20 protein-coding genes are annotated in these 19,661 nt (G+C 45.5%); 8 read left to right on the forward strand and 12 right to left on the reverse strand.

Annotated elements, in window-relative coordinates:
• The first annotated feature begins 4 nt into the window (after positions 1–4).
• From E2R66_RS10170 to E2R66_RS10185, 4 genes are read left to right on the forward strand one after another with little or no spacing between them, the layout of a single operon-like run.
• A complete protein-coding gene (locus tag E2R66_RS10170) occupies positions 5–1,204 on the forward strand; it encodes an efflux RND transporter periplasmic adaptor subunit (RefSeq protein WP_133229210.1) in 1,200 nt (399 codons plus the stop codon).
• On the forward strand, positions 1,204–1,956 hold the full coding sequence (locus E2R66_RS10175; RefSeq protein ID WP_317130766.1) for an ABC transporter ATP-binding protein: 753 nt from the start codon (positions 1,204–1,206) through the stop codon (positions 1,954–1,956). Before E2R66_RS10170 ends, E2R66_RS10175 begins: the two co-directional genes overlap by 1 nt.
• The gene (locus E2R66_RS10180) at positions 1,953–3,173 is read left to right on the forward strand and encodes an ABC transporter permease (protein WP_133229208.1); all 1,221 of its coding nucleotides are present in this window, start codon (positions 1,953–1,955) and stop codon (positions 3,171–3,173) included. The genes E2R66_RS10175 and E2R66_RS10180 overlap by 4 nt, the downstream gene beginning before the upstream one ends.
• Before the next feature lie 28 nt (positions 3,174–3,201).
• Entirely contained in the window at positions 3,202–3,555 is a 354-nt protein-coding gene (locus tag E2R66_RS10185) for a hypothetical protein (RefSeq protein WP_133229206.1), read from the forward strand.
• Between the two features lies 1 nt (position 3,556).
• On the opposite strand, the gene E2R66_RS10190 is transcribed toward E2R66_RS10185, so the two are convergent.
• Both E2R66_RS10190 and E2R66_RS10195 read right to left on the reverse strand, forming a co-directional pair.
• Positions 3,557–4,285 carry a LytR/AlgR family response regulator transcription factor gene (locus tag E2R66_RS10190; RefSeq protein ID WP_133229204.1) on the reverse strand — a complete coding sequence of 243 codons (729 nt, stop codon included), beginning with the start codon at positions 4,283–4,285 and terminating at the stop codon, positions 3,557–3,559.
• Entirely contained in the window at positions 4,282–5,322 is a 1,041-nt protein-coding gene (locus E2R66_RS10195) for a sensor histidine kinase (RefSeq protein WP_133229202.1), read from the reverse strand. The genes E2R66_RS10190 and E2R66_RS10195 overlap by 4 nt, the downstream gene beginning before the upstream one ends.
• Before the next feature lie 159 nt (positions 5,323–5,481).
• Here E2R66_RS10195 and E2R66_RS10200 point away from each other — a divergent pair, with 159 nt between their 5' ends.
• Positions 5,482–5,727, forward strand: coding sequence for a hypothetical protein (locus E2R66_RS10200; protein WP_133229200.1), 246 nt, complete (start codon positions 5,482–5,484; stop codon positions 5,725–5,727).
• Positions 5,728–6,139: 412 nt separating this feature from the next.
• Here E2R66_RS10200 and E2R66_RS10205 read toward each other — a convergent pair whose 3' ends face one another.
• Together E2R66_RS10205 and E2R66_RS10210 are read right to left on the reverse strand one after the other, a co-directional pair.
• Positions 6,140–6,820 (reverse strand): tetratricopeptide repeat protein, encoded by a 681-nt coding sequence (locus tag E2R66_RS10205; RefSeq protein ID WP_133229198.1) that lies wholly within the window; start codon positions 6,818–6,820, stop codon positions 6,140–6,142.
• 173 nt (positions 6,821–6,993) lie between these two features.
• A complete protein-coding gene (locus tag E2R66_RS10210; protein ID WP_133229196.1) occupies positions 6,994–7,578 on the reverse strand; it encodes an RNA polymerase sigma factor in 585 nt (194 codons plus the stop codon).
• A gap of 383 nt (positions 7,579–7,961) precedes the next feature.
• Between E2R66_RS10210 and uvrA the strand changes: the two genes are divergently transcribed.
• Positions 7,962–10,925 (forward strand): excinuclease ABC subunit UvrA, encoded by a 2,964-nt coding sequence (gene uvrA / locus E2R66_RS10215; RefSeq protein ID WP_192901959.1) that lies wholly within the window; start codon positions 7,962–7,964, stop codon positions 10,923–10,925.
• A gap of 129 nt (positions 10,926–11,054) precedes the next feature.
• Here the strand turns inward: uvrA and E2R66_RS10220 are convergent, their stop codons facing one another.
• From E2R66_RS10220 to E2R66_RS10240, 5 genes are all read right to left on the reverse strand, one after another.
• The gene (locus E2R66_RS10220; RefSeq protein WP_133229194.1) at positions 11,055–12,005 is read right to left on the reverse strand and encodes a bifunctional riboflavin kinase/FAD synthetase; all 951 of its coding nucleotides are present in this window, start codon (positions 12,003–12,005) and stop codon (positions 11,055–11,057) included.
• A 66-nt stretch (positions 12,006–12,071) separates the two neighbouring features.
• Positions 12,072–12,809 (reverse strand): tRNA pseudouridine(55) synthase TruB, encoded by a 738-nt coding sequence (gene truB, locus E2R66_RS10225; RefSeq protein WP_133229192.1) that lies wholly within the window; start codon positions 12,807–12,809, stop codon positions 12,072–12,074.
• 187 nt (positions 12,810–12,996) lie between these two features.
• The gene (locus E2R66_RS10230; RefSeq protein WP_133229190.1) at positions 12,997–13,794 is read right to left on the reverse strand and encodes an undecaprenyl-diphosphate phosphatase; all 798 of its coding nucleotides are present in this window, start codon (positions 13,792–13,794) and stop codon (positions 12,997–12,999) included.
• The gene (locus E2R66_RS10235; protein ID WP_133229188.1) at positions 13,791–14,069 is read right to left on the reverse strand and encodes a DUF3098 domain-containing protein; all 279 of its coding nucleotides are present in this window, start codon (positions 14,067–14,069) and stop codon (positions 13,791–13,793) included. Before E2R66_RS10235 ends, E2R66_RS10230 begins: the two co-directional genes overlap by 4 nt.
• Before the next feature lie 80 nt (positions 14,070–14,149).
• The gene (locus E2R66_RS10240) at positions 14,150–15,028 is read right to left on the reverse strand and encodes a cell division protein FtsX (protein ID WP_133229186.1); all 879 of its coding nucleotides are present in this window, start codon (positions 15,026–15,028) and stop codon (positions 14,150–14,152) included.
• 407 nt (positions 15,029–15,435) lie between these two features.
• Between E2R66_RS10240 and E2R66_RS10245 the strand changes: the two genes are divergently transcribed.
• Complete coding sequence (locus tag E2R66_RS10245) at positions 15,436–15,687, forward strand: hypothetical protein (protein WP_133229184.1); 252 nt, start codon at positions 15,436–15,438, stop codon at positions 15,685–15,687.
• Positions 15,688–15,689: 2 nt separating this feature from the next.
• Here E2R66_RS10245 and E2R66_RS10250 read toward each other — a convergent pair whose 3' ends face one another.
• On the reverse strand, positions 15,690–17,444 hold the full coding sequence (locus tag E2R66_RS10250; RefSeq protein WP_240049284.1) for an ABC transporter ATP-binding protein: 1,755 nt from the start codon (positions 17,442–17,444) through the stop codon (positions 15,690–15,692).
• Positions 17,445–17,557: 113 nt separating this feature from the next.
• Positions 17,558–18,343, reverse strand: a complete 786-nt coding sequence (gene truA / locus E2R66_RS10255) for a tRNA pseudouridine(38-40) synthase TruA (RefSeq protein WP_133229180.1) — start codon at positions 18,341–18,343, stop codon at positions 17,558–17,560.
• Positions 18,344–18,777: 434 nt separating this feature from the next.
• Here truA and E2R66_RS10260 point away from each other — a divergent pair, with 434 nt between their 5' ends.
• Positions 18,778–19,263: a DUF4293 domain-containing protein gene (locus tag E2R66_RS10260; RefSeq protein ID WP_133229178.1), complete on the forward strand. Its 486-nt coding sequence runs from the start codon at positions 18,778–18,780 to the stop codon at positions 19,261–19,263.
• Positions 19,264–19,298: 35 nt separating this feature from the next.
• On the opposite strand, the gene E2R66_RS10265 is transcribed toward E2R66_RS10260, so the two are convergent.
• Positions 19,299–19,550, reverse strand: a complete 252-nt coding sequence (locus E2R66_RS10265; RefSeq protein WP_133229176.1) for a hypothetical protein — start codon at positions 19,548–19,550, stop codon at positions 19,299–19,301.
• Positions 19,551–19,661: the final 111 nt, after the last annotated feature.

Consider the following 19,661-nt stretch of genomic DNA (forward strand, 5'->3'; position numbering starts at 1 on the left):
CATTATGAAAAAAAATACAAAAAGAACGCTCATTATCGCAGCCATTATTATAGTGTTTGGCGGTATTTGGTTCATTACGACAAAAAAGAAAGAAAAACCGGTAGTATTGCCCACAGAGGTGCCCGCTTATGGTTATATTGCTGAAACCGTCACAGCAACCGGAACTATTCAACCGGTTGATACTGTAGCGGTAGGTACCCAGGTGTCGGGCATCGTTAAAGTGATCAACGCGGATTTTAACTCCAAGGTAAAAAAGGGCCAGTTATTGGCGCAACTGGATAAATCGCTACTGCAGGCAACGGTCGATCAGGCCAGCGCTACCTTGCGCACTCAGCGAAGCCAGCTGGTTTATAACCAGAATTTCTATAACAGGCAGCAACTGTTGTACAGTAGCGGCTCTATCAGTAAGCAGGACTATGAATCGGCTCTGAATAATTTTAATTCATCTAAAGCAGCGGTCGATAATGCTTCGGCTGCGCTCCGTTCAGCTGAAAAAAACCTGTCCTATACAGATATTTATTCGCCGGTAGATGGTGTGGTGCTTTCGCGCAGTGTCAGCTTAGGCCAAACCGTTGCGGCGGCATTTAGTACACCAACGCTTTTTGTGATTGCTAAAGATATTTCAAAAATGCAGGTACAGGCAGATGTGGATGAGGCCGATATCGGCAATGTGAAGATTGGTAACCGCGTCAGCTTCACGGTTGATGCCTATATAGATGATGTTTTTAAAGGAACAGTATTTGACGTTCGCCTGCACCCGAAAACCACCTCAAATGTGGTGACCTATACAACCATCATCTATGCTCCAAACGATAGCCTGATGCTGAAACCCGGGATGACCGCCAATATCAATGTTTATACCAAAGAGGTCAAAAACGCGCTGATGGTCAGTTCCAAGTCTCTGAATTTTGCGCCCGATTCTTCGTTAAAGAAACAATTTACTTTAAAACCAATGCCGGTAGCTAATACCGGTAATGCTGCCAAAGGGGTGGGTAAACCGGGGAGCGTATGGCTTAAAAAAGGAAAGGACCTGATACAAACACCGGTTCGCTACGGCCTCGATGATAATACCCACGCCGAGATCCTTTCGGGGTTATCTGTAAAAGATACCGTTGTGTCCTCGCTGCCTGTACCGTTGCAGGCCGAAGCCGGTACATCTATCCTGCCGAGCCCGGGCGGTAATGATAAAAACAAAAAGCCGTAATGAAAAAGATCTTAGAGTTACATGATATAATGCGGGAATTCCAGATGGGGTCAGAAACTGTGCGGGCGTTGAAAGGTGTAAGCTTTGATGTATTTGCCGGTGAGTTTGTAACCATCATGGGTAGCAGCGGCTCGGGCAAAACAACCTTATTGAATACCCTGGGCTGCCTTGATAAACCAAGCAGCGGAACTTACCTGCTAGATGGCGTATCTGTGCGCGAACAGAGCCGGGATCAACTGGCCAAACTTCGGAATCAAAAGATCGGTTTTGTATTTCAGGCCTATAATCTGCTTCCGCGTACTACTGCCCTGGAAAATGTGGAGTTACCTCTATTTTATAACCCAACAGTAACGGCAGCAGAGCGTCGGGAACGGGCCGCCGCCGCCCTGCAAGCTGTAAAACTGGGCGACCGGATAAATCACATGCCCAATGAAATGTCGGGCGGCCAACAGCAGCGTGTGGCCATTGCCCGTGCACTGGTGAACGAGCCGGTGATGATATTAGCCGATGAAGCTACCGGTAACCTGGATACACGCACGTCTTATGAAATTATGGCTTTGATGCAGGACTTGAATCAAAACCAAGGCAAAACTATTGTTTTTGTGACGCACGAACCGGATATCGCAGCTTTCAGCAGCCGTACGATCACGCTAAGGGATGGCCGCGTGGTGAAAGATCAAGTAAACCAGCAGGTACGTTCAGCAAAAGAGATGCTGGCCGCCTTACCAGAAACCGAAGATTACCACGTATGAAAGTTTTAAATCTGATCAGGCTCGCGCTATTGGCTCTGCAACGCAATAAGCTCAGGGCCGTACTAACCATGCTCGGTATAATTATTGGTGTGGCCGCTGTAATTACTATCGGTGCTATAGGCGCTGGCTCAACCGCAAGTATACATAGTTCGCTGTCTAGCATGGGGTCAAACTTAGTTATGGTGATGCCTAATAGCAACGCACCTGGCGGCGCGCGTTTACAGGGGGCTAACGTAGAAACGCTGACCGAAAAAGATTTTGTCGCCTTACAAAAGGAATCTACTTATATTAATGCCATATCACCTTCATCCCAATCAAAAGGACAGGCGATCAATGGTTCGCTTAACTGGCCTACCACCATTGAAGGTGTAAGCGAGGGGTATCTAGCCATCAAAAATATATCGCTCAAAGACGGTAAAATGTTTTCAAACCGGGATGTACACACTTACGGAAAAGTTTGCCTGCTGGGTCAAACCGTGGTAGATAATGTATTTCCAAAAGGAGTCGATCCGGTCGGTAAGATCATTCGCTTTAATAAAATTCCATTCCAGGTTATCGGCATACTAAACAAAAAAGGGCAAAATACATTCGGACAGGATCAGGATGATATCATCCTGGCACCTTATACCACCGTTCAGAAACGGGTCATCGCATCCATTTACTTCGGCAGTTTTAATGCCTCGGCCAAATCTGAAAACCTTTCACAGGCCGCCGCCGATGAAATGGAAAAGATCCTTCGTAAAACGCACCGGCTCCGCCCTAACCAGGATAATGATTTTACAGTGCGCACACAGGCCGAGCTGATCCAAACCCTCAGCTCAATCACCACATTGCTTACCGCGTTATTGACCGCCATAGCAGCCATATCGCTTGTCATCGGGGGAATTGGTATCATGAATATTATGTATGTTTCTGTAACGGAACGAACCAAAGAGATTGGCTTGCGCATGGCGATTGGGGCACGCGGCAGGGATATCCTTAGCCAGTTTTTAACAGAGGCTATTATCATCAGCGTTACCGGCGGTCTCATCGGTATCCTGATAGGCGAGACGCTGGCTTTTGTCATCGCCAACGCGCTAAAATGGGAGCCTGTTATCGATAAAGCATCAATCATTGAAGCATTCGGTTTTTGTACGCTTATCGGGGTTTTCTTTGGCTACTACCCGGCACTGAAAGCTTCCCGGCTTGACCCTATAGAAGCTTTGCGATATGAATAAATCAAATATTACCAATAAACCTAAAGCCATGAAAATTAAAAAACTGACTCTCGCGCTAATGGCTATGGCCATTGTAACTGTAGCTTATGCGGCCACCGATATTAGCGGCCATTGGAAAGGTTCCATCAATAATGAAATTGAGGTTGCCTATGATTTTAAAGTTGACGGACAAAAGCTAAGCGGCAGTACCAAGGGACCTGACGGCAACACCATTCAATTAACCGATGGCTGGTTCAAGGACGACAGCCTGGCGTTCACCCTCCCCATCATGGATCAGCAGTTTAAAATGACCGGTAAGGTAAAAAGCACTGACCAGATCGTGCTCTACATGAAGGGCGGCCCGATGGGCGATATGAGTTATGTGATTAAAAAGGCAAAATAATTCAGGAACCAGGCAGGCGCCAGCTTTTCATAAAATTGCCGAACACCTCCCGGTAAGGTTCTGTAACCGGGATGGTAGTTTGGCCAACCTGCACGGATGCTTTGGTTATGGCGGTTACTTTATTTTTGGCCACGATGAACGAGCGGTGCAGTCGCACAAAATGGGTAGTGGGTAGTTTTTGTTCCACCACTTTTAAGGTCATCAGCGTCATCACCGGCTTGGCGTGGTCTTCCAAATAGATCTTGATGTAGTCAGCCATGCTTTCTACGTAGAGGATCTGTGCCATATCGATGCGTACCTGTTGGTAATTAGCATATACGTGCAGGTACTGCGGCTCGTGTTCCTGTTCCAGTAATTTAAAATATTCCAGTGCACGGTTAGCTGCGCGTGTAAAATCAGCGAAATTGAAAGGTTTTAACAAGTAATCCAGAGCGGCTAGCTTGTGCCCTTCCAGCGCGTACTGGTCAAAAGCGGTGGTAAAAACAAAGCGTACCAACCGGCGGGTGTCACTACGGTTAATCCTTCCGGCAAACTCCAGGCCGTTCAGGTCAGCCATCTTAATGTCTAAAAAAACAAGCTGTATTTCGGGGTGTTCATCCAGAACGGTCAGTGCCTTTATGGCGCTGGCGCATTTATCAACCAGTTTTAAAAATGGGGTTTTGGCCACGTAAGCGGCGATCATCTCTAAAGCCACCGGCTCATCATCAACGGCGATACAGTTAATGGTCATGAAAGTGATATTTGAAGTTCGACTCTGAATTCCTCAAGCTCGTGATCTTCCTTAACAGTGAGTTTGTATTTGTCCGGGTAAATCAGTTCCAGGCGCCGCCGCGTATTGGCCAGGCCAATACCGCTACTCTCGTCCGTTTCGTTTGCCGGTTCCGCAAATAAAGTATTACGTACCTCAAAGCGCAAAGCTCCATGAGATAATTGCGCTGATATGTAAATGTGGCTCGGCTGCACCGTGCTGATGCCATGCTTAAAGGCATTTTCCACAAACGGGAGCAATAACATCGGCGAAAGCGGGGCGTTAATCGGGCTTTTTGGTCGGTTGAAAACAACCTGCACATGTTCCGGCAGGCGCAATTGCATTAACTGGCGATAACTATCGATAAGGTGAAGCTCTTTTTCGAGGGTGGTTGATTGCTGACGGGTATCATATAAAACATAACGCATCATGTGAGATAGCGTGTAAATAGCTTCACGGGCCCGGTCAGTATCTATCTCGGTGAGCCCGTAAATAGTATGCAATACGTTGAAAAAGAAATGCGGGTTGATCTGCGACCTCAAAACCGCCAGTTCGCCCGCGATGCGGTCATTCTCAAGTGCTTTTTCCTTCAATTGATCTGCCTGTATTTTCCGGGTAACAGATATGATAATGGCAATCCCGATGACGATCATCGTAATGATCATAATACTGAGGTCGCCAACAGGTGTATTTCGACTGTCCGCAGGTCCTTTAGGAGCAAATTTATGGATCAAGCCAGGAAGGTCCATTAATTTATCAGCCTGGTGGTTTAACAACGCAGCGGTGATACAGATCAGGAAAACGAGCAGCGCAAAGGTCCCCCCACGGTTGTTATAAAGCAGTTTTGGAATAAGTATCCTTAGATGGAGGTAAAATACACCTACCAGGGCGGCATATAAAGCTAATTGCTTGATCCAGATTTGTATGGGTAGCGAAGAAGTTATGGTAAGGGGGATGCAGGTAAAAACCATTAAGCCCAGTAACACCGCAAAGTGTACAGAGAAGATTAGGGCACGCAAACGCGTAAGGATAGTCCGGGATACCACATTACAAAGTACCGCCTTTTATTTTCAAAAGCAAAGTATCTCTAATTACGCGCTTGGGGTTTCTATAGGAACATATTGCCTTTCTATCGATACTCCTTTTTTAAGCGGTTCTTAATCCCTTATTTGCATCAGATGACTTATAGACAAACCAGTAGAGAGCAGGCCAGGGAATTACAGGCCAGGCGCCACATATGGCGGGCTTTTTTCGTTCTGGAGGACCCTATAGATCCGGATTCCTTCATCTCGCAATTGAGAAAATCCGATTTGACAATCGAGCGCAGCCAGGTTTACGATACGTTCGCTTTACTAATTGAATATGGTTTTGCTGATCGCAGCCGTAACGAAAGTACAGACATGACTTTCTATAAATGCCGCTGATACAGCGAGTGTTTTGACGAGTAACAAGATAAGATGTGAAAATTTCGCTTTCCCATCTGAAGAACTTTTAATTTTTAACATTAAATGCCGGGAACCTCCCGTTAGTTCAAGCTTGATTGAGCAACTTCTATCATTAAGCACTATGTGGTACCCGATACCCCATGATAAGCAAAATGTTTATTTTCATATGCCGTGATTAATCAATTGAAAGCCCCACTTGTCTATGACTGAATAAAGGTACTAAGCAACCATAATATTTGCGAATTCTCGATTAGTTTATCAATTCGGCTTCAAATCTTCCACAAATTGGGTGGGAAATCTTTTACTTTCGACTGCGCTGGCAGGAGGCCATTCGAAAGAGTGACCTTCTTTGTTTTCAGTGCACTTTTGTCGCTCAACGCTGGCAAAGTATTTAATTTATCATTTTTCGGCGACCAATCACAATTAAGAGCTCTTGTGCCGAACGATGATCACCATCATTATCCGCAAGTTCCAGATAGTACCTTGCTTTTTCAATTGAGCGCTCAACAACATCGCCTTCTAAATACATTTTGCCTATCAAAAAATTAGCTTCGTTGATATCGTATTCTGTATTGTAGCCTTTATTCACTGCGTTAAAAAATTCCAACGCTTTAACTTTGTCTTTTTCTATGCCAATACCGTAATAATAACACAGGCCGATTGTGAGTTCTGATTGGTTTCCCTTCGAGTAAAGTTCAAAGGCCTTTCCAAAGTTTTGTTTGTTTCTGTATTCAAGTCCTAAATTGTATGCTGCGGTACCCGAACCAGCATCCATAGCTTTTTCGTAAAGCTGCATGGCCAAATTAACATCCTTTTCACAATATTTATACTCTCCATCGCACAGATAGTTAGCGTACCTTTCAATGCCTTGTATATCGCCACTTTGGTATGATTTTTTGGTCCAGTTAAATGCTAGTTGTTTATCAATTTTAACAATTATTGCATCGTTAATTGTTAAACCGTCTTCATAGTAAGAAGAAACTTCGTTTTGCGCTTCACTGTCTCCATTTTCAGCTTTCGCTAACAGTGAATTCCAATCATCAATATTTTTTATTTCAATTCTGTCGGTCATGATTTTCTTTTAGATGTCCCGTTTCAATTTCAAGCATAATATGCCAGCCTATCGTTGGTTTTATAATTACAAGGTCGGCAGTTAGATTTACTCCCGCCACTTAACAAAAAACGCGATGAAAATGCCACTGCTGGTTTTCATCGCGTTTTATCGTTTCGCCAAATGGCTAATCCCTAATTCTTCAAACTCAGCTCTTTGGTTTGCATCATTTTGCGGAGGTTGTTAAGGGCGTAGCGCATACGGCCGAGGGCGGTATTGATGCTTACGTCGGTAACGTCGGCAATTTCTTTGAAGCTCATATCGCCAAAGTGGCGCATAATCAGCACTTCTTTCTGTTCGGATGGCAGCAGCTGTATCAACGATTTTAAATCTTTATGGGTTTGCTCGCGCACCAGGCGGTCTTCAGCGCTTTCATCATAATTGCCCAGCACCTCGAATATATCGAAGTCGTCGCCGTTGCTAACCATTGGCGCACGTTTTTCGCGGCGGAAATGGTCAATCACCAGGTTATGGCCAATACGGGTTACCCACGGCAAAAACTTGCCCTCCTCGTTGTATTTGCCGGCTTTTAGCGTATTAATAACTTTTATGAACGTATCCTGGAAAATATCTTCGGCAAGCGCCTCGTCTTTTACGAGCAAGTATATAGAAGTATAAATTTTGGCTTGGTATCTGCGGATGAGCTCTACAAGTCCTGCTTCGTCACCGCCGACATAGAGATGGATTAAATCCTGATCACTTTTCAATTGAAAATCCATAGAAACTACTAATAAACTAAATTAAAATCTTTATCGTTATTTATTGAGTAGAGTTGTATCTATAGCGTTTCTTTTAGGGGTTGAAAAATGTTACCCTCAAATATAATAATCTTAAAAATAAAAACAAATATTTTTTGAGGGGGTGCCATGTCATGTCATCATCATTTTACGTACATGTCAGCCCATTGCAAGTATTCGCCCAAACGCTACAATATCTCTATATTGATGTAAACCCATTTGGAAAAAGCTAAATATTTTAGGATTTTTGCGGCTCCAAGCGTTTACAGTCTTTAGACTATGGTATATAGCGAAAGTTTAACACCATATTAAATATAAAACGTTTATTTCCACGGTATATCCACCATGGACATTTTAAACAAGCAATGATCGAAGAAGCCGAAAAAGACCCGCAAAAACATATCATCATAAAAGGGGCCAGGGTGCACAACCTTAAGAATATGGATGTGGCCATCCCCAAGAACAAGCTGGTGGTTATTACCGGCATGTCGGGGTCAGGCAAATCGTCGTTGGCGTTTGATACCCTTTACGCCGAGGGGCAGCGCAGGTATGTAGAAAGCCTGAGCAGTTATGCACGTCAGTTTTTGGGCCGCATGAACAAGCCCGACGTAGATTATATCAAAGGCATAGCACCTGCCATAGCCATTGAGCAAAAAGTAATTACCAGCAACCCACGCTCTACAGTGGGCACCAGTACCGAGATATACGACTACCTTAAGCTGCTTTTTTCGCGCATAGGCAAAACTATTTCGCCGGTATCTGGCGGCGTGGTAAAAAAAGATAGCGTTACCGATGTGATCAACTTTATCATGGGCTTGCCTACAGATACCCAGGTAACCATCCTTTGCCCGCTGCATCCGCATAATAACCGCAGCCTTAAAGAGGAGCTGGCGGTACTGATGCAGAAAGGTTTTATCCGTGTAGAGTACAATGGTCAACTGAACCGAATAGAGAGCATGCTGGAAGATGAAAGCATCGATAATAAAGCATTCGAGGAAAAAACGGAAAGCGTAAAGCCGAAAGGCAAAAGTAAAAAAGCAGCGGCTGAAGCAGAACCGGAAAGCGCGCCACTTGCGGCGAATGATTCGTTGCGGATAGTTATAGACCGTATTACCAAAAACGACGAGGACGAAACCATCAGCCGCCTTGGCGACAGTATCCAAACCGCTTTTTTTGAAGGTAAGGGTGATTGTTTTGTACGTTATGATGCCCCACCCAAACCCTCTCCGCTGGTTAGCGGAAGGGCTTTAGAATTAAACATTTCCCCGGCCGGGGGAGATTTAGAGGGGGCTGTGGAACGCTTCTTTTGCGACCGCTTTGAGCTGGACGGCATGCGTTTCGAAGAACCATCGGCAAATTTCTTCAGTTTCAACAACCCTTACGGCGCCTGCAAGCGTTGCGAAGGCTACGGCAAGGTTATCGGTATAGATGAGGACCTGGTTATCCCCGATAAAAGCAAAACCGTTTACGAGGGAGCCATTGCGCCATGGCGTGGCGAAAAAATGCGCGAGTGGAACGACAGGCTGGTGAAAAGTTCCATAAAATTCGATTTCCCCATCCACCGCCAATACAACCAACTTAGCCCGGAGCAGCAACAGCTGCTATGGAGCGGTAACCAATACTTCCGCGGGTTGGACGACTTTTTTAAGGAGATGGAGGAGCAAACGTACAAGATACAGTACCGGGTTTTGCTATCGCGATACCGGGGCAAAACCACTTGCCCCGAATGCAAAGGCAGCCGCCTGCGCAAGGATGCATCGTATGTAAAAATCGACGGTAAATCTATTACCGATATCGTACTGATGCCTTTAGATACCGCGCTGGCATTCTTCAGTAGCCTTAACCTTAGCCCTACCGATGTTAAGATAGGCAAACGCCTGCTGCTGGAAATTAACAACCGCCTGCAATTTTTAAATGATGTGGGTCTCAGCTATCTCACCCTTAACCGCCTTTCCAACACCCTATCGGGTGGCGAATCTCAGCGCATCAACCTGGCAACTTCGTTGGGTAGCAGCCTGGTAGGTTCGGTTTATGTGTTAGATGAACCCAGCATAGGCCTGCACCCGCGCGATACCCAGCGCCTTATCGGCGTATTAAAGTCGCTACGCGATGTGGGCAACACGGTTTTAGTAGTGGAGCACGAGGAAGAGATAATGAAAGCGGCCGATCATATTATCGATATCGGCCCTGAAGCCGGCACGCATGGCGGTAATCTTATCTTCACGGGGACTTATGAGCAAATCATTGTAGATGATAATAGCCTTACCGGTAAGTACCTGAGTGGCCGCGAGTCAATCGCAATCCCTTCTCATCGCCGCAAATGGAACGATTATATAGAGATTAAAGGTGCACGCGAAAACAACCTGAACCATGTGGACGCGAAGTTTCCACTTGGTGTGCTTACTGTGGTGACAGGCGTATCCGGTTCGGGTAAAACCAGTTTGGTAAAACGCGTACTTGCTCCTGCACTGCAAAAGGCATTGGGTAACTACAATGGTGAGCAAACCGGCAGTTTCGACGGCCTCGACGGTGATATCGCAAAAATAGAACAGGTAGAACTGGTGGACCAAAACCCAATTGGTCGTTCATCCCGCTCAAACCCGGTTACTTATGTAAAAGCCTGGGACGAGATACGTAACCTTTATGCGGCACTGCCAGTGGCCAAGGCCGCCGGGCTGAAACCATCCGCGTTCTCCTTCAATGTAGAAGGTGGCCGTTGCGATGTTTGCCAGGGCGAAGGAGAAGTGAAGATTGAAATGCAGTTTATGGCTGATATCTTTTTAACGTGCGAGGCCTGCGGCGGTAAACGATTTAAACAGCATATACTGGATGTTACTTATAATGAAAAGAATGTATCCGAAGTATTAGAGTTAACTATTGATGAGGCGCTGGAGTTCTTCGGCAAAGAGCCTAAGATACTGGCCAAGATAAAACCATTGGTTGATGTCGGTCTGGGTTATGTGCAATTAGGCCAATCGAGCAACACGCTATCTGGCGGCGAGGCGCAGCGTATCAAGCTGGCGTCGTTCCTGGTAAAAGGCAATAACACGCATAAAACGCTCTTTATATTTGATGAACCAACCACCGGCCTACACTTTGCGGATATTAAAAAGCTGCTGAAATCATTTGATGCATTGCTGGATCATGGCAACACCATCATTGTGATAGAACATAATATGGACGTGATAAAATGTGCCGATTGGGTGATAGACATTGGCCCGGGCGGCGGCAACCGTGGCGGTAATGTGGTATTCGAGGGCGTGCCCGAAGATTTGATCAAACAGGAAGATAGCTTTACCGGAGCGTTTCTGAAAGAGAGATTTGAGTAGCCCCCTATGCTCCCTGAAGGTGTAGCATAATAAAGATAGCGATGGGTGAATCCTATCGCTATTTTTATTATAGGTAGTTGCTATCTATTAATTTTAAGACGACCAAGTAGAAGGTTTTGCGTTGCGTCGTTAGGTATTAAACTGCGGATTATCGAGCACCAGTAGGGCCAGCACATCTTCTTTATCTTTCCCTAGTTGTACAACCAGTTCGTCCAGCGATGCAAAATGGATATCGTGACGTACGAAATGAAGAAACTCCATGCGGAGCTGTTTATTATATATTTCCTGATTGAAATCGAAGATATTCACCTCAATGTTGCGTGTCATGCCGTTAACGGTGGGGCGGTGGCCTATATAGGCCATGCCGTTGTAGTCTTTTCCTTCTACATTTACGCGCACAGCATAGATGCCATCCGATGGGATAAGCTTGTACTGCTCCTCCAGCATCAGGTTGGCGGTAGGGTAGCCCAGTTGCCTGCCCAATTGGTCGCCACGTATAACCTTGCCGGTGATGAAGAAAGGGTAGCCCAGGCATTCGTTAGCGATATCGATCTCCCCATCGAGCAGGGCAGTGCGAATGCGGGTGGAACTGATGGCTACATCGTTGATGTCCTGCTCCGGTATTTCCAATACTTCGAAACCGTATTCGGGCGCAAGGCGCAGCAAGTCTTCGAGGCCACCTTTGCGGTCTTTACCGAAGCGGTGATCGTAACCTATGACGATTGTTTTGGTGCCAATTTTCTTCACCAGCACATCGCGGATGTACTCCTCGGCACTTTGGTTGCTGAAATCCCTGGAAAAAGGGGTGATAATCAAATGGTCTACCCCCAGCTGCTCCATCAGCGAAGCTTTTTCGGCAATAGTGGTGATGAGCTTGATATTTTCATCCTCGGGGTGCAGTATCATCCGCGGATGCGGGAAAAAAGTAAGGATAACTGTTTCGCCGCCCGATGCTGCGGCGAGTTCTTTTAAGCGCGATATTATTTTGCGATGCCCGATATGCACGCCATCAAAGGTGCCGATAGTAACTACGGCATTTTTTACTGGAACGAACTCATCGATGTGGTGGTAAATCTTCATAGTAGTGTTAGCGCAAATGTAATGGCATTAAGCCTATACGAGAAACGTTTTTGTTATCACTCAAAATTAATGACCCGCAATTGATGCATCACTTGCTTGCACGCTTTTTAAATCTCGTATGCTAGTCACCAATTCCATCACTTCGTGCGCATCTTCTATACGGTAATTACCGCTACGGGTGCGGCGCAGGCGCGATAAATAGGCCCCATTGTTAAGGGCGGCGCCAAAATCATTCGCCAGCGAGCGGATGTAAGTGCCCTTGCTGCATACTACCCTAAAATCTACCTCGGGCAATTCTATACGCGTTATCTCGAATTCGCTAATGGTAACGTTGCGCAGGCGCAGTTCTACTTCCTCACCGCGGCGGGCCTTTTCGTACAGGCGTTCCCCATCTATTTTTATAGCCGAATGGGCTGGCGGATATTGCTGAATATCGCCGGTAAACTGCGCTGTGGCAGCTTTTATCTGTTCTACGGTAAGGTTCGTGGTATCGAATTTCGCCTCCGGCTCGCTCTCCAGGTCATAGGTAGGGGTGGTTGCGCCAAGCACCATGGTGCCGGTATATTCTTTTTCTTCGGCCTGGAAGGTGTCTATCTGCTTGGTCATTTTGCCGGTGCAGATAATGAGCAGGCCGGTAGCCAATGGGTCCAGCGTCCCTGCGTGGCCCACCTTTAGCTTTAAGGGCTTAAAAGCGTTGCGCAGTTTGCCTACCACATCAAAGCTGGTCCATTTGTAGGGCTTGTTTACCAGCAAAAGCTGGCCATCGGCAAATTGCTGTATGTTGTTGAAAGAAGTAGTACTCAATGTAAGGATTTAAGCGGCAAAGGTAAGCGTCTGAACTCGAATTTTAAGGAATTTTGAGAATAGTCAGCATTTGAAAAGCATATCACCCTTTCTGTGCATTCAATAAATTCGTTTAATTCGAGTTCAGACAAAAAAATAGCGATGGCTTTTTGGCGCATCGCTATCAATAAATATTTTTAAGAGAGCTTTATATCACTTGCAGGTCGTGTTTGGTAAGTATCAGGATAATGATAATCCCGCCTACCAGAATACGGTACCAGCCAAATAATTGGAAGCCGCGTTTCTCCAGGAAAGAGATGAATGTTTTGATAGCCAACAAAGCCACTATAAATGCAATCACATTGCCAATGGCCAGTAGCTTAATTTCTTCGCCGGTGAAAACATGGCCGTCGTGGATAAAATCGAATAACTTTTTGGCCGTTGCGGCAAACATAGTAGGTACGGCCAAAAAGAACGAGAATTCGGCAGCTGCCTTACGGCTCAGTTTTTGCGACATACCGCCTACAATAGTAGCAGCAGAGCGCGACGTTCCGGGTATCATAGATAGGCATTGGAAGAAACCGATTTTGAGGGCAGTCAAATAGCTTATCTCTTTTTCTTCTTTAACATCGGGCTGGTTAAACCATTTATCAACAAACAGCAAGATGATACCGCCGATAAATAAGGTTATACCTACGGTTAGCGCGCTCTCCATCAAGGCATCTATTTTTTTGCTGAACAACAAGCCGAACACAGCAGCCGGCAAGAAAGCTACGAACAGTTTATAATAAAAATCGAGGGTTTGAAAAAAGCGTTTCCAGTACAACACCACAACCGAAAGTATGGCGCCTAACTGTATGGCCACTGTAAACAACTTGATAAAATCGTTGCTTTGGATGCCCATTATAGAAGAGGCAATAATCATATGCCCGGTAGACGATATAGGCAGAAACTCAGTAATGCCTTCAACTATTGCTAATACAATTACGTGTAGAAGATCGTTCATGCTTTAGCGCTTGGTTTTTTTAGAATTGCGTAAAAGCCCAAACCAAAGCCTGCCAGCACTACCACCGGGGCAACAACTATTTTTGTTGTGCTGTAAATGTCTGTGGTACCGCTCATCAGCACGAAACCGAAGGCCACAACAGCAATGCTGATAATAAGCCAAAGATAATTCTCTTTACTGAACACGAATTGTGCCTGTGGGGCGTTGCTTACCGGCTGTGTTTTTGCCGAAGCGGTTGTTTTAACCGGGCCAGCCGGTTTTGATACTTGTGCCATTTTTTATTTAGTGAATTATTGAATGAGTGATTTATTGATTTAGCTGCACCAATGAAAAATTGATCCAGTGAACCAATAACCTACCTATATAAATCGTATATTTTTAAACGCAGGAATTTGTTTACCGCAAGGTAAGTGCTCATGGCCGACATGATAACGCCAATGCCAATAACACTCAGGAACACGATGCCGAACTCGGTATAGTTGCGCAGGATAACCAAATCGGGTATTTGCTGGTAAGCCAGGTAAAGCGTGCCGATGAGTATCAATATAGCGATCAGACCGCCTAAGAGGCCATGCCAGATACCATACAGCAAAAATGGCTTGCGGATGAAACCTTTTGTTGCGCCCACCAACTGCATCGATTTAATCAGGAACCTTTGCGAATAGATGGCCAGCCTGATGGTGTTGTTGATCAACGCCACCGATAGTACCACGAATATGCCGGCGAAGGCCAGTATCACCAGGATGATAGATTTTAAGTTCTGGTTCATTTGGTCAACTAAGCTTTGCTGGTATTTTACATCTTTCACCAAAGGGTTCTTCAGCAGTTCGGCCTTGAATTTTTCGATGCCGGCATTATTGGCGTAATCGGCCTTGAGGTACACATCAAGAGATTGCGAAAGCGGGTTGTAGCCCAGGAATTTCACGAAGTCTTCACCTAGGTCCTTCCGTAGGTTACGCGCGGCAAGTTCCTTGCTTACGTACTGGGTTTGTTTTACAATGGGGTTGCCTTCCAGTAGTTTCTGAAACTGTAGCACATCGGTTTCGTGCGCGGCATCGTCCATAAAAATATTTACTACAATGTTCTCTTTCACGTAGCGCGAGAGGTTGTTGGCATTCACTAATATCAGCCCCAGCAGCCCTATCATCAATAAAACCATGGCAATACCAAAAACGGTAGATATATATATCGTTTTGGTTTTCCTGGCCGATGCGCTTGTTTCGAATTCTTCCATATTTTTAGATATGAGATGTAAGATTTTAACTATGAGACTAAGAAAGCCTAGCTCACAGCTATCACCGTAGTTTGCGAAAATAGCAAACCTGCCCTAAAGGTAAAAGTTTATGCGGGATAATTAACAATTATTAACTACACGACCCAAAAGGAGAGAAAAAGAACAGGATTAAGGGATTGAAAGATTGAACAGGATTTTTTTCTGAACCTTGATTAGTAGGATTAAAGGATTGCCATGACTCTTTTCATCATGAAATCCCCTAATCAGGTAAATCATGGTTCAGAAACTATCAACGAAATCTTAAAATCATTTAAACGGCGTAGCCCTCTCTTGAGTACCTTTTTAAAATAAATCATAAACGAAAAATCAGCGGTCAACAAAATTAGGTAACCTGGTGTTATCCTTACATGACGACACCCGCAAACGACCATAATAAACCATCTCCGGCAGATACGCCTACCGAAAGGCCTGCCGACGAAGGACACAAAAGCGTAGTAAAAAACCGCGATAAGCAATACCATGCCGACGAGCCCGAACAGCAGGACGTTGCTAAAAAACATGAGAATGAGGAGCAACCGGTTACCCCGATAAAGAAGGCCCCGAAAGACGATCAACCCGATGCATCTGACGATGACGCCCGTGGTTTGGAATCTAAGTAAAGTTAAACCGGCTTAGCTATCCCCGCCGAATTGAATTGCAGATCGTAAAGCTTGCGGTAGTATCCGTTCTCAATCTTCAGCAGTTCCTGGTGGGTGCCACTTTCCATTATCTCGCCATGGTCTAGCACGATGATTTTGTCGGCATTTTGTATGGTGGAAAGACGGTGCGCTATCACAATGGCCGTGCGCCCCTGCATCAGTTTATTGATGGCGTTTTGTATCAGCAATTCCGTCTCAGTATCAACAGATGAAGTTGCTTCATCCAAAACCAATATAGTGGGGTTATAAACCAATGCGCGGATGAACGAAATTAATTGCGCCTGCCCCGCCGAGAGGGTTGCACCGCGTTCCATTACATTGTAGTCATACCCGCCGGGCAGGCGTTCTATAAATTCATGCGCGCCTACGTCTTTTGCGGCAGCGATGATCTCTTCGCGGCTTATCTGCTTATTGTTCAGGCTAATGTTATTGCCAATGGTATCCGTAAACAAAAATACATCCTGTATTACGGTTGCAATTTTGGAGCGTAGATAGTCTACCTTATAATCTTTAATATCTACGCCATCTACTGTTACGCGGCCTTTGCCTATCTCATAAAAACGGTTGAGGATATTGATGGTAGATGATTTTCCTGCGCCTGTTGCACCTACTAACGCCAGCGTTTCGCCGGGTTTAATGTGAAAGTTGATGTTTTTGAGTACCCAGTTTTCGTCGTTATACGCAAACCAAACATCCTTGAATTCGATATCGCCCTGCAATGCCGGAGGTGCAAGCTTGCCGTTATCGGCGGCTACCTCGTCGGTATCCAGCACTTTGAAAATTCTGTCGGCACCTACCATACCCATTTGCAGGGTATTGAATTTATCGGCCAGCTGACGTATAGGGCGGAAGAGTATGTTCAGCAGCGCAATAAAAGCGGTTATCTTGCCTATGGTTACCCCTTTTGGGTCGGCCGAGAGCATACTTATCTGCTGGTCGGTCAATATCCGTTTGCAGCCGTACCAAACCAACAGTGCCATACAAATGGCAAACAAAATCTCCACTACTGGGAAAAAGATAGAGTAGTACCAATTAGAGCGGATGTTGGCATCGCGGTATTTTTGGTTTACCGAGCGGAACTTGCGCATCTCCTGCTCCTCACGGGCGAAGTATTGGATAATGCTGATACCGCTGATGTGCTCGGCCAAAAAGGTGTTGAGCTGTGCTACTTGCGTGCGCACTTCCTGGAAGGATGATTTGATGGCCTCCTTAAACACGTAAGTGGATGCAAAAAGGAAGGGCATAGGAATAAGCGTGATGAGCGCCAATTTCCAGTCCTCAACCAGCATGTAGCCAATTACAGCAATCACCAGCAGCATATCGCCCATGATAGAGATAAGCCCTTCGGAGAAGATATCGGCAATGGTTTCCAGATCGGATACCGTACGGGTAATGAGCATGCCAATTGGCGTGCGGTCGAAATATTTTAATCTCAGGCTGGTGATGTGGTTGAATACATCGATACGTAGATCGCGGATGACGGATTGGCCCAGGGAGTTGGTGAGATACGTTTGGTAATACTGCGCCACGGTTTGGATGATGAGTTGGCCCACCATCAGCTCCACCATAAAAACCAGCCCCTGGTAGTTGTTGGTGAGGATATATTTATCGAGTGTGCGCTGGATAAGTATGGGCTGAATAAGCGCGACCACCGCCAAAAAAACAGTAAGGAAGCCTGCCAGTACGAACACACCTATATACGGTTTTACGTAACGCATCACGCGCTTGAGTAAATGCCAATCGAAGGCTTTGCCGGTAATGGCAGGTGCCGAGCCCCCCCCACCCCCTGCAGGGGGAGCTTTTTGAACGTCTTTCTTATCTTGGTTTTTACTCATTGCTTATCAAACTTTTGTTCGCTCTTCAGTGGCTTGGGCGCATACTTCACTTCTGTTAAATAGAGTCCGCAAGCCGGCACGCTGGCACCGGCTTTACTGCGGTTCATACTTTCGATGATATCGCGGATGCCCTCCGGCGGTATCTCGGCGCGGCCAACCATGATCAGCGTGCCTACTATGGCTCTTACCATGTTACGTAAAAAGCGGTCGGCAGATATTTTGAACACGATGCCTTTTTCGGTATGCTCCCATACTGCTTTTACAATTTTACAATTATTGGTTTTAACCTGCGTATTAGATTTGCTGAAACAGCTAAAATCTGTGTATTCCATGACGATTGCTGCCGCCTGGTTCATCAAATCCAGGTCGGGCCTGTCGCGCAGTAGCCAGGAATAGCCATGCCGGAAAGGGTCTTTCTCAAAATGGATGTGGTACTCGTAGCTCCGCAGCGTTGCATCGAAACGGGCATGCGCTTCGGGAGCTACCGGGATAATATTTTTTATAGCGATATCGTAGGGGAGGAGGGAGTTGAGGCTTCTTTTGTCCATGGTCCATGGTCTATAGTCCATTGACTGAAGATCAAAATGCGCAAAATATTCCTTTGCATGTACGCCGGTATCTGTGCGACCGCAACCAGTGGTTTCTATGGGCTGGCGCAATAGGGTGGATAGGGCTTTGTTAAGCAATTCCTGTACGCTTACGGCATTTTGCTGCACCTGCCAGCCGTGGTATTTGGTACCATCGTAAGCCAGTTCGATAAAATAACGCTGAGTATTTGCCACGGAGCAAAGGTAATAAACTACTGTTACGTAGGCAGTGCCCGAAAAGATTAACTGCTGTGGATGTTGTTGCTAAAAATCAATTTGTTCCGATAGGCAATGTAGATGGCAACCGCGATTGTAATAATAATACTAAGCATATTTACCGTAGTCCAATAAACCAGGTTGGCGTCTGGTGAATTTGTTATTAATAAAAAGGGGGTACCCACCAAAGGGAGGGAGATTAATACACCTAAGCCAATAAATCCCCAGGCTATAGGTTTGCGCTTAAGCTTATAGCCCAGATAGGCATACACAAGAAAGACGATGATTGCTATTAACCCCATTTTGAAATTTTCAGATAAAAATACATCTTTATTTCATCTTTGCGGTGGCAGTAACAAATAGGCATTATCAATTGTGAAAACAATTATCTTTGCTGATCTTAAATTATAAAAATGCTACAACGAATACAAAGTATATACCTCCTGGCGGCCTCTATTGTGATGTTCGGGCTGTTTGTTTTCCCGCTGGCAAAAGACGTATCCGTTGCTCCCGGTGTACTTGACGGGCCAATGCTGACTATTTCAGTAACTGGTGTACAAACACGAGGCGGTTTCAGCGACTATAAGCAAACGGAGACCTTTGCAGCGCTGCCAATCGTTACCGTAATCGCGGCACTGGTTCCCCTGGTTATCATATTCCTTTATAAGAACCGCAAACAGCAGATCGCTTTATGTTACAGTGCTATTTTGGTGTTCATTGGCTACAGTTTCTGGATGGCGCAAACCGTAAAGAAGGTGGTTGGCGAAATTACCCTCGAATACAGAAACATGGGGATTGGCTTGTTCCTTACCTCGCTCAGCATTATCCTGATCATCTTTGCCTTTAAGGCCATACAACGCGACGAGAAGCTCGTAAAATCGGCGGATAGGCTAAGATAATTTCGGATTTTAGTGTCTTAAGGATTTAACTGGCCTTAATCAAGCCCGTGTTTTGTGCGGATATTATCCATAACCTCATTAATAGGCGTGCCTAAGCCGGCGTCCGCTTGCGCCATTGAGGCTTTAAGTTGCTGTTTTTGAAACTCCGGTAAAGAATCCCATTCGTCATCATTACTATCCTGATTGCAGAGATAGTCGGTTATCAACTTATTAAGTTCTTTCAATTGTTGATGGTTAGCTTGTTCTATCTTGTGAAATATTTCAAACCGTAATATATCTGCATCCATAATCTACCGTAAAAATCAAATTGAAAATCTTGTCCTTATAATTCTATAAACGACGAAAGCCTCCCAATCGGAAGGCTTTCGTCGTTTATACAGGTGCAATCACACGTTTTT

Source organism: Mucilaginibacter psychrotolerans (assembly GCF_004519315.1).
GTDB classification, from domain to species: domain Bacteria; phylum Bacteroidota; class Bacteroidia; order Sphingobacteriales; family Sphingobacteriaceae; genus Mucilaginibacter; species Mucilaginibacter psychrotolerans.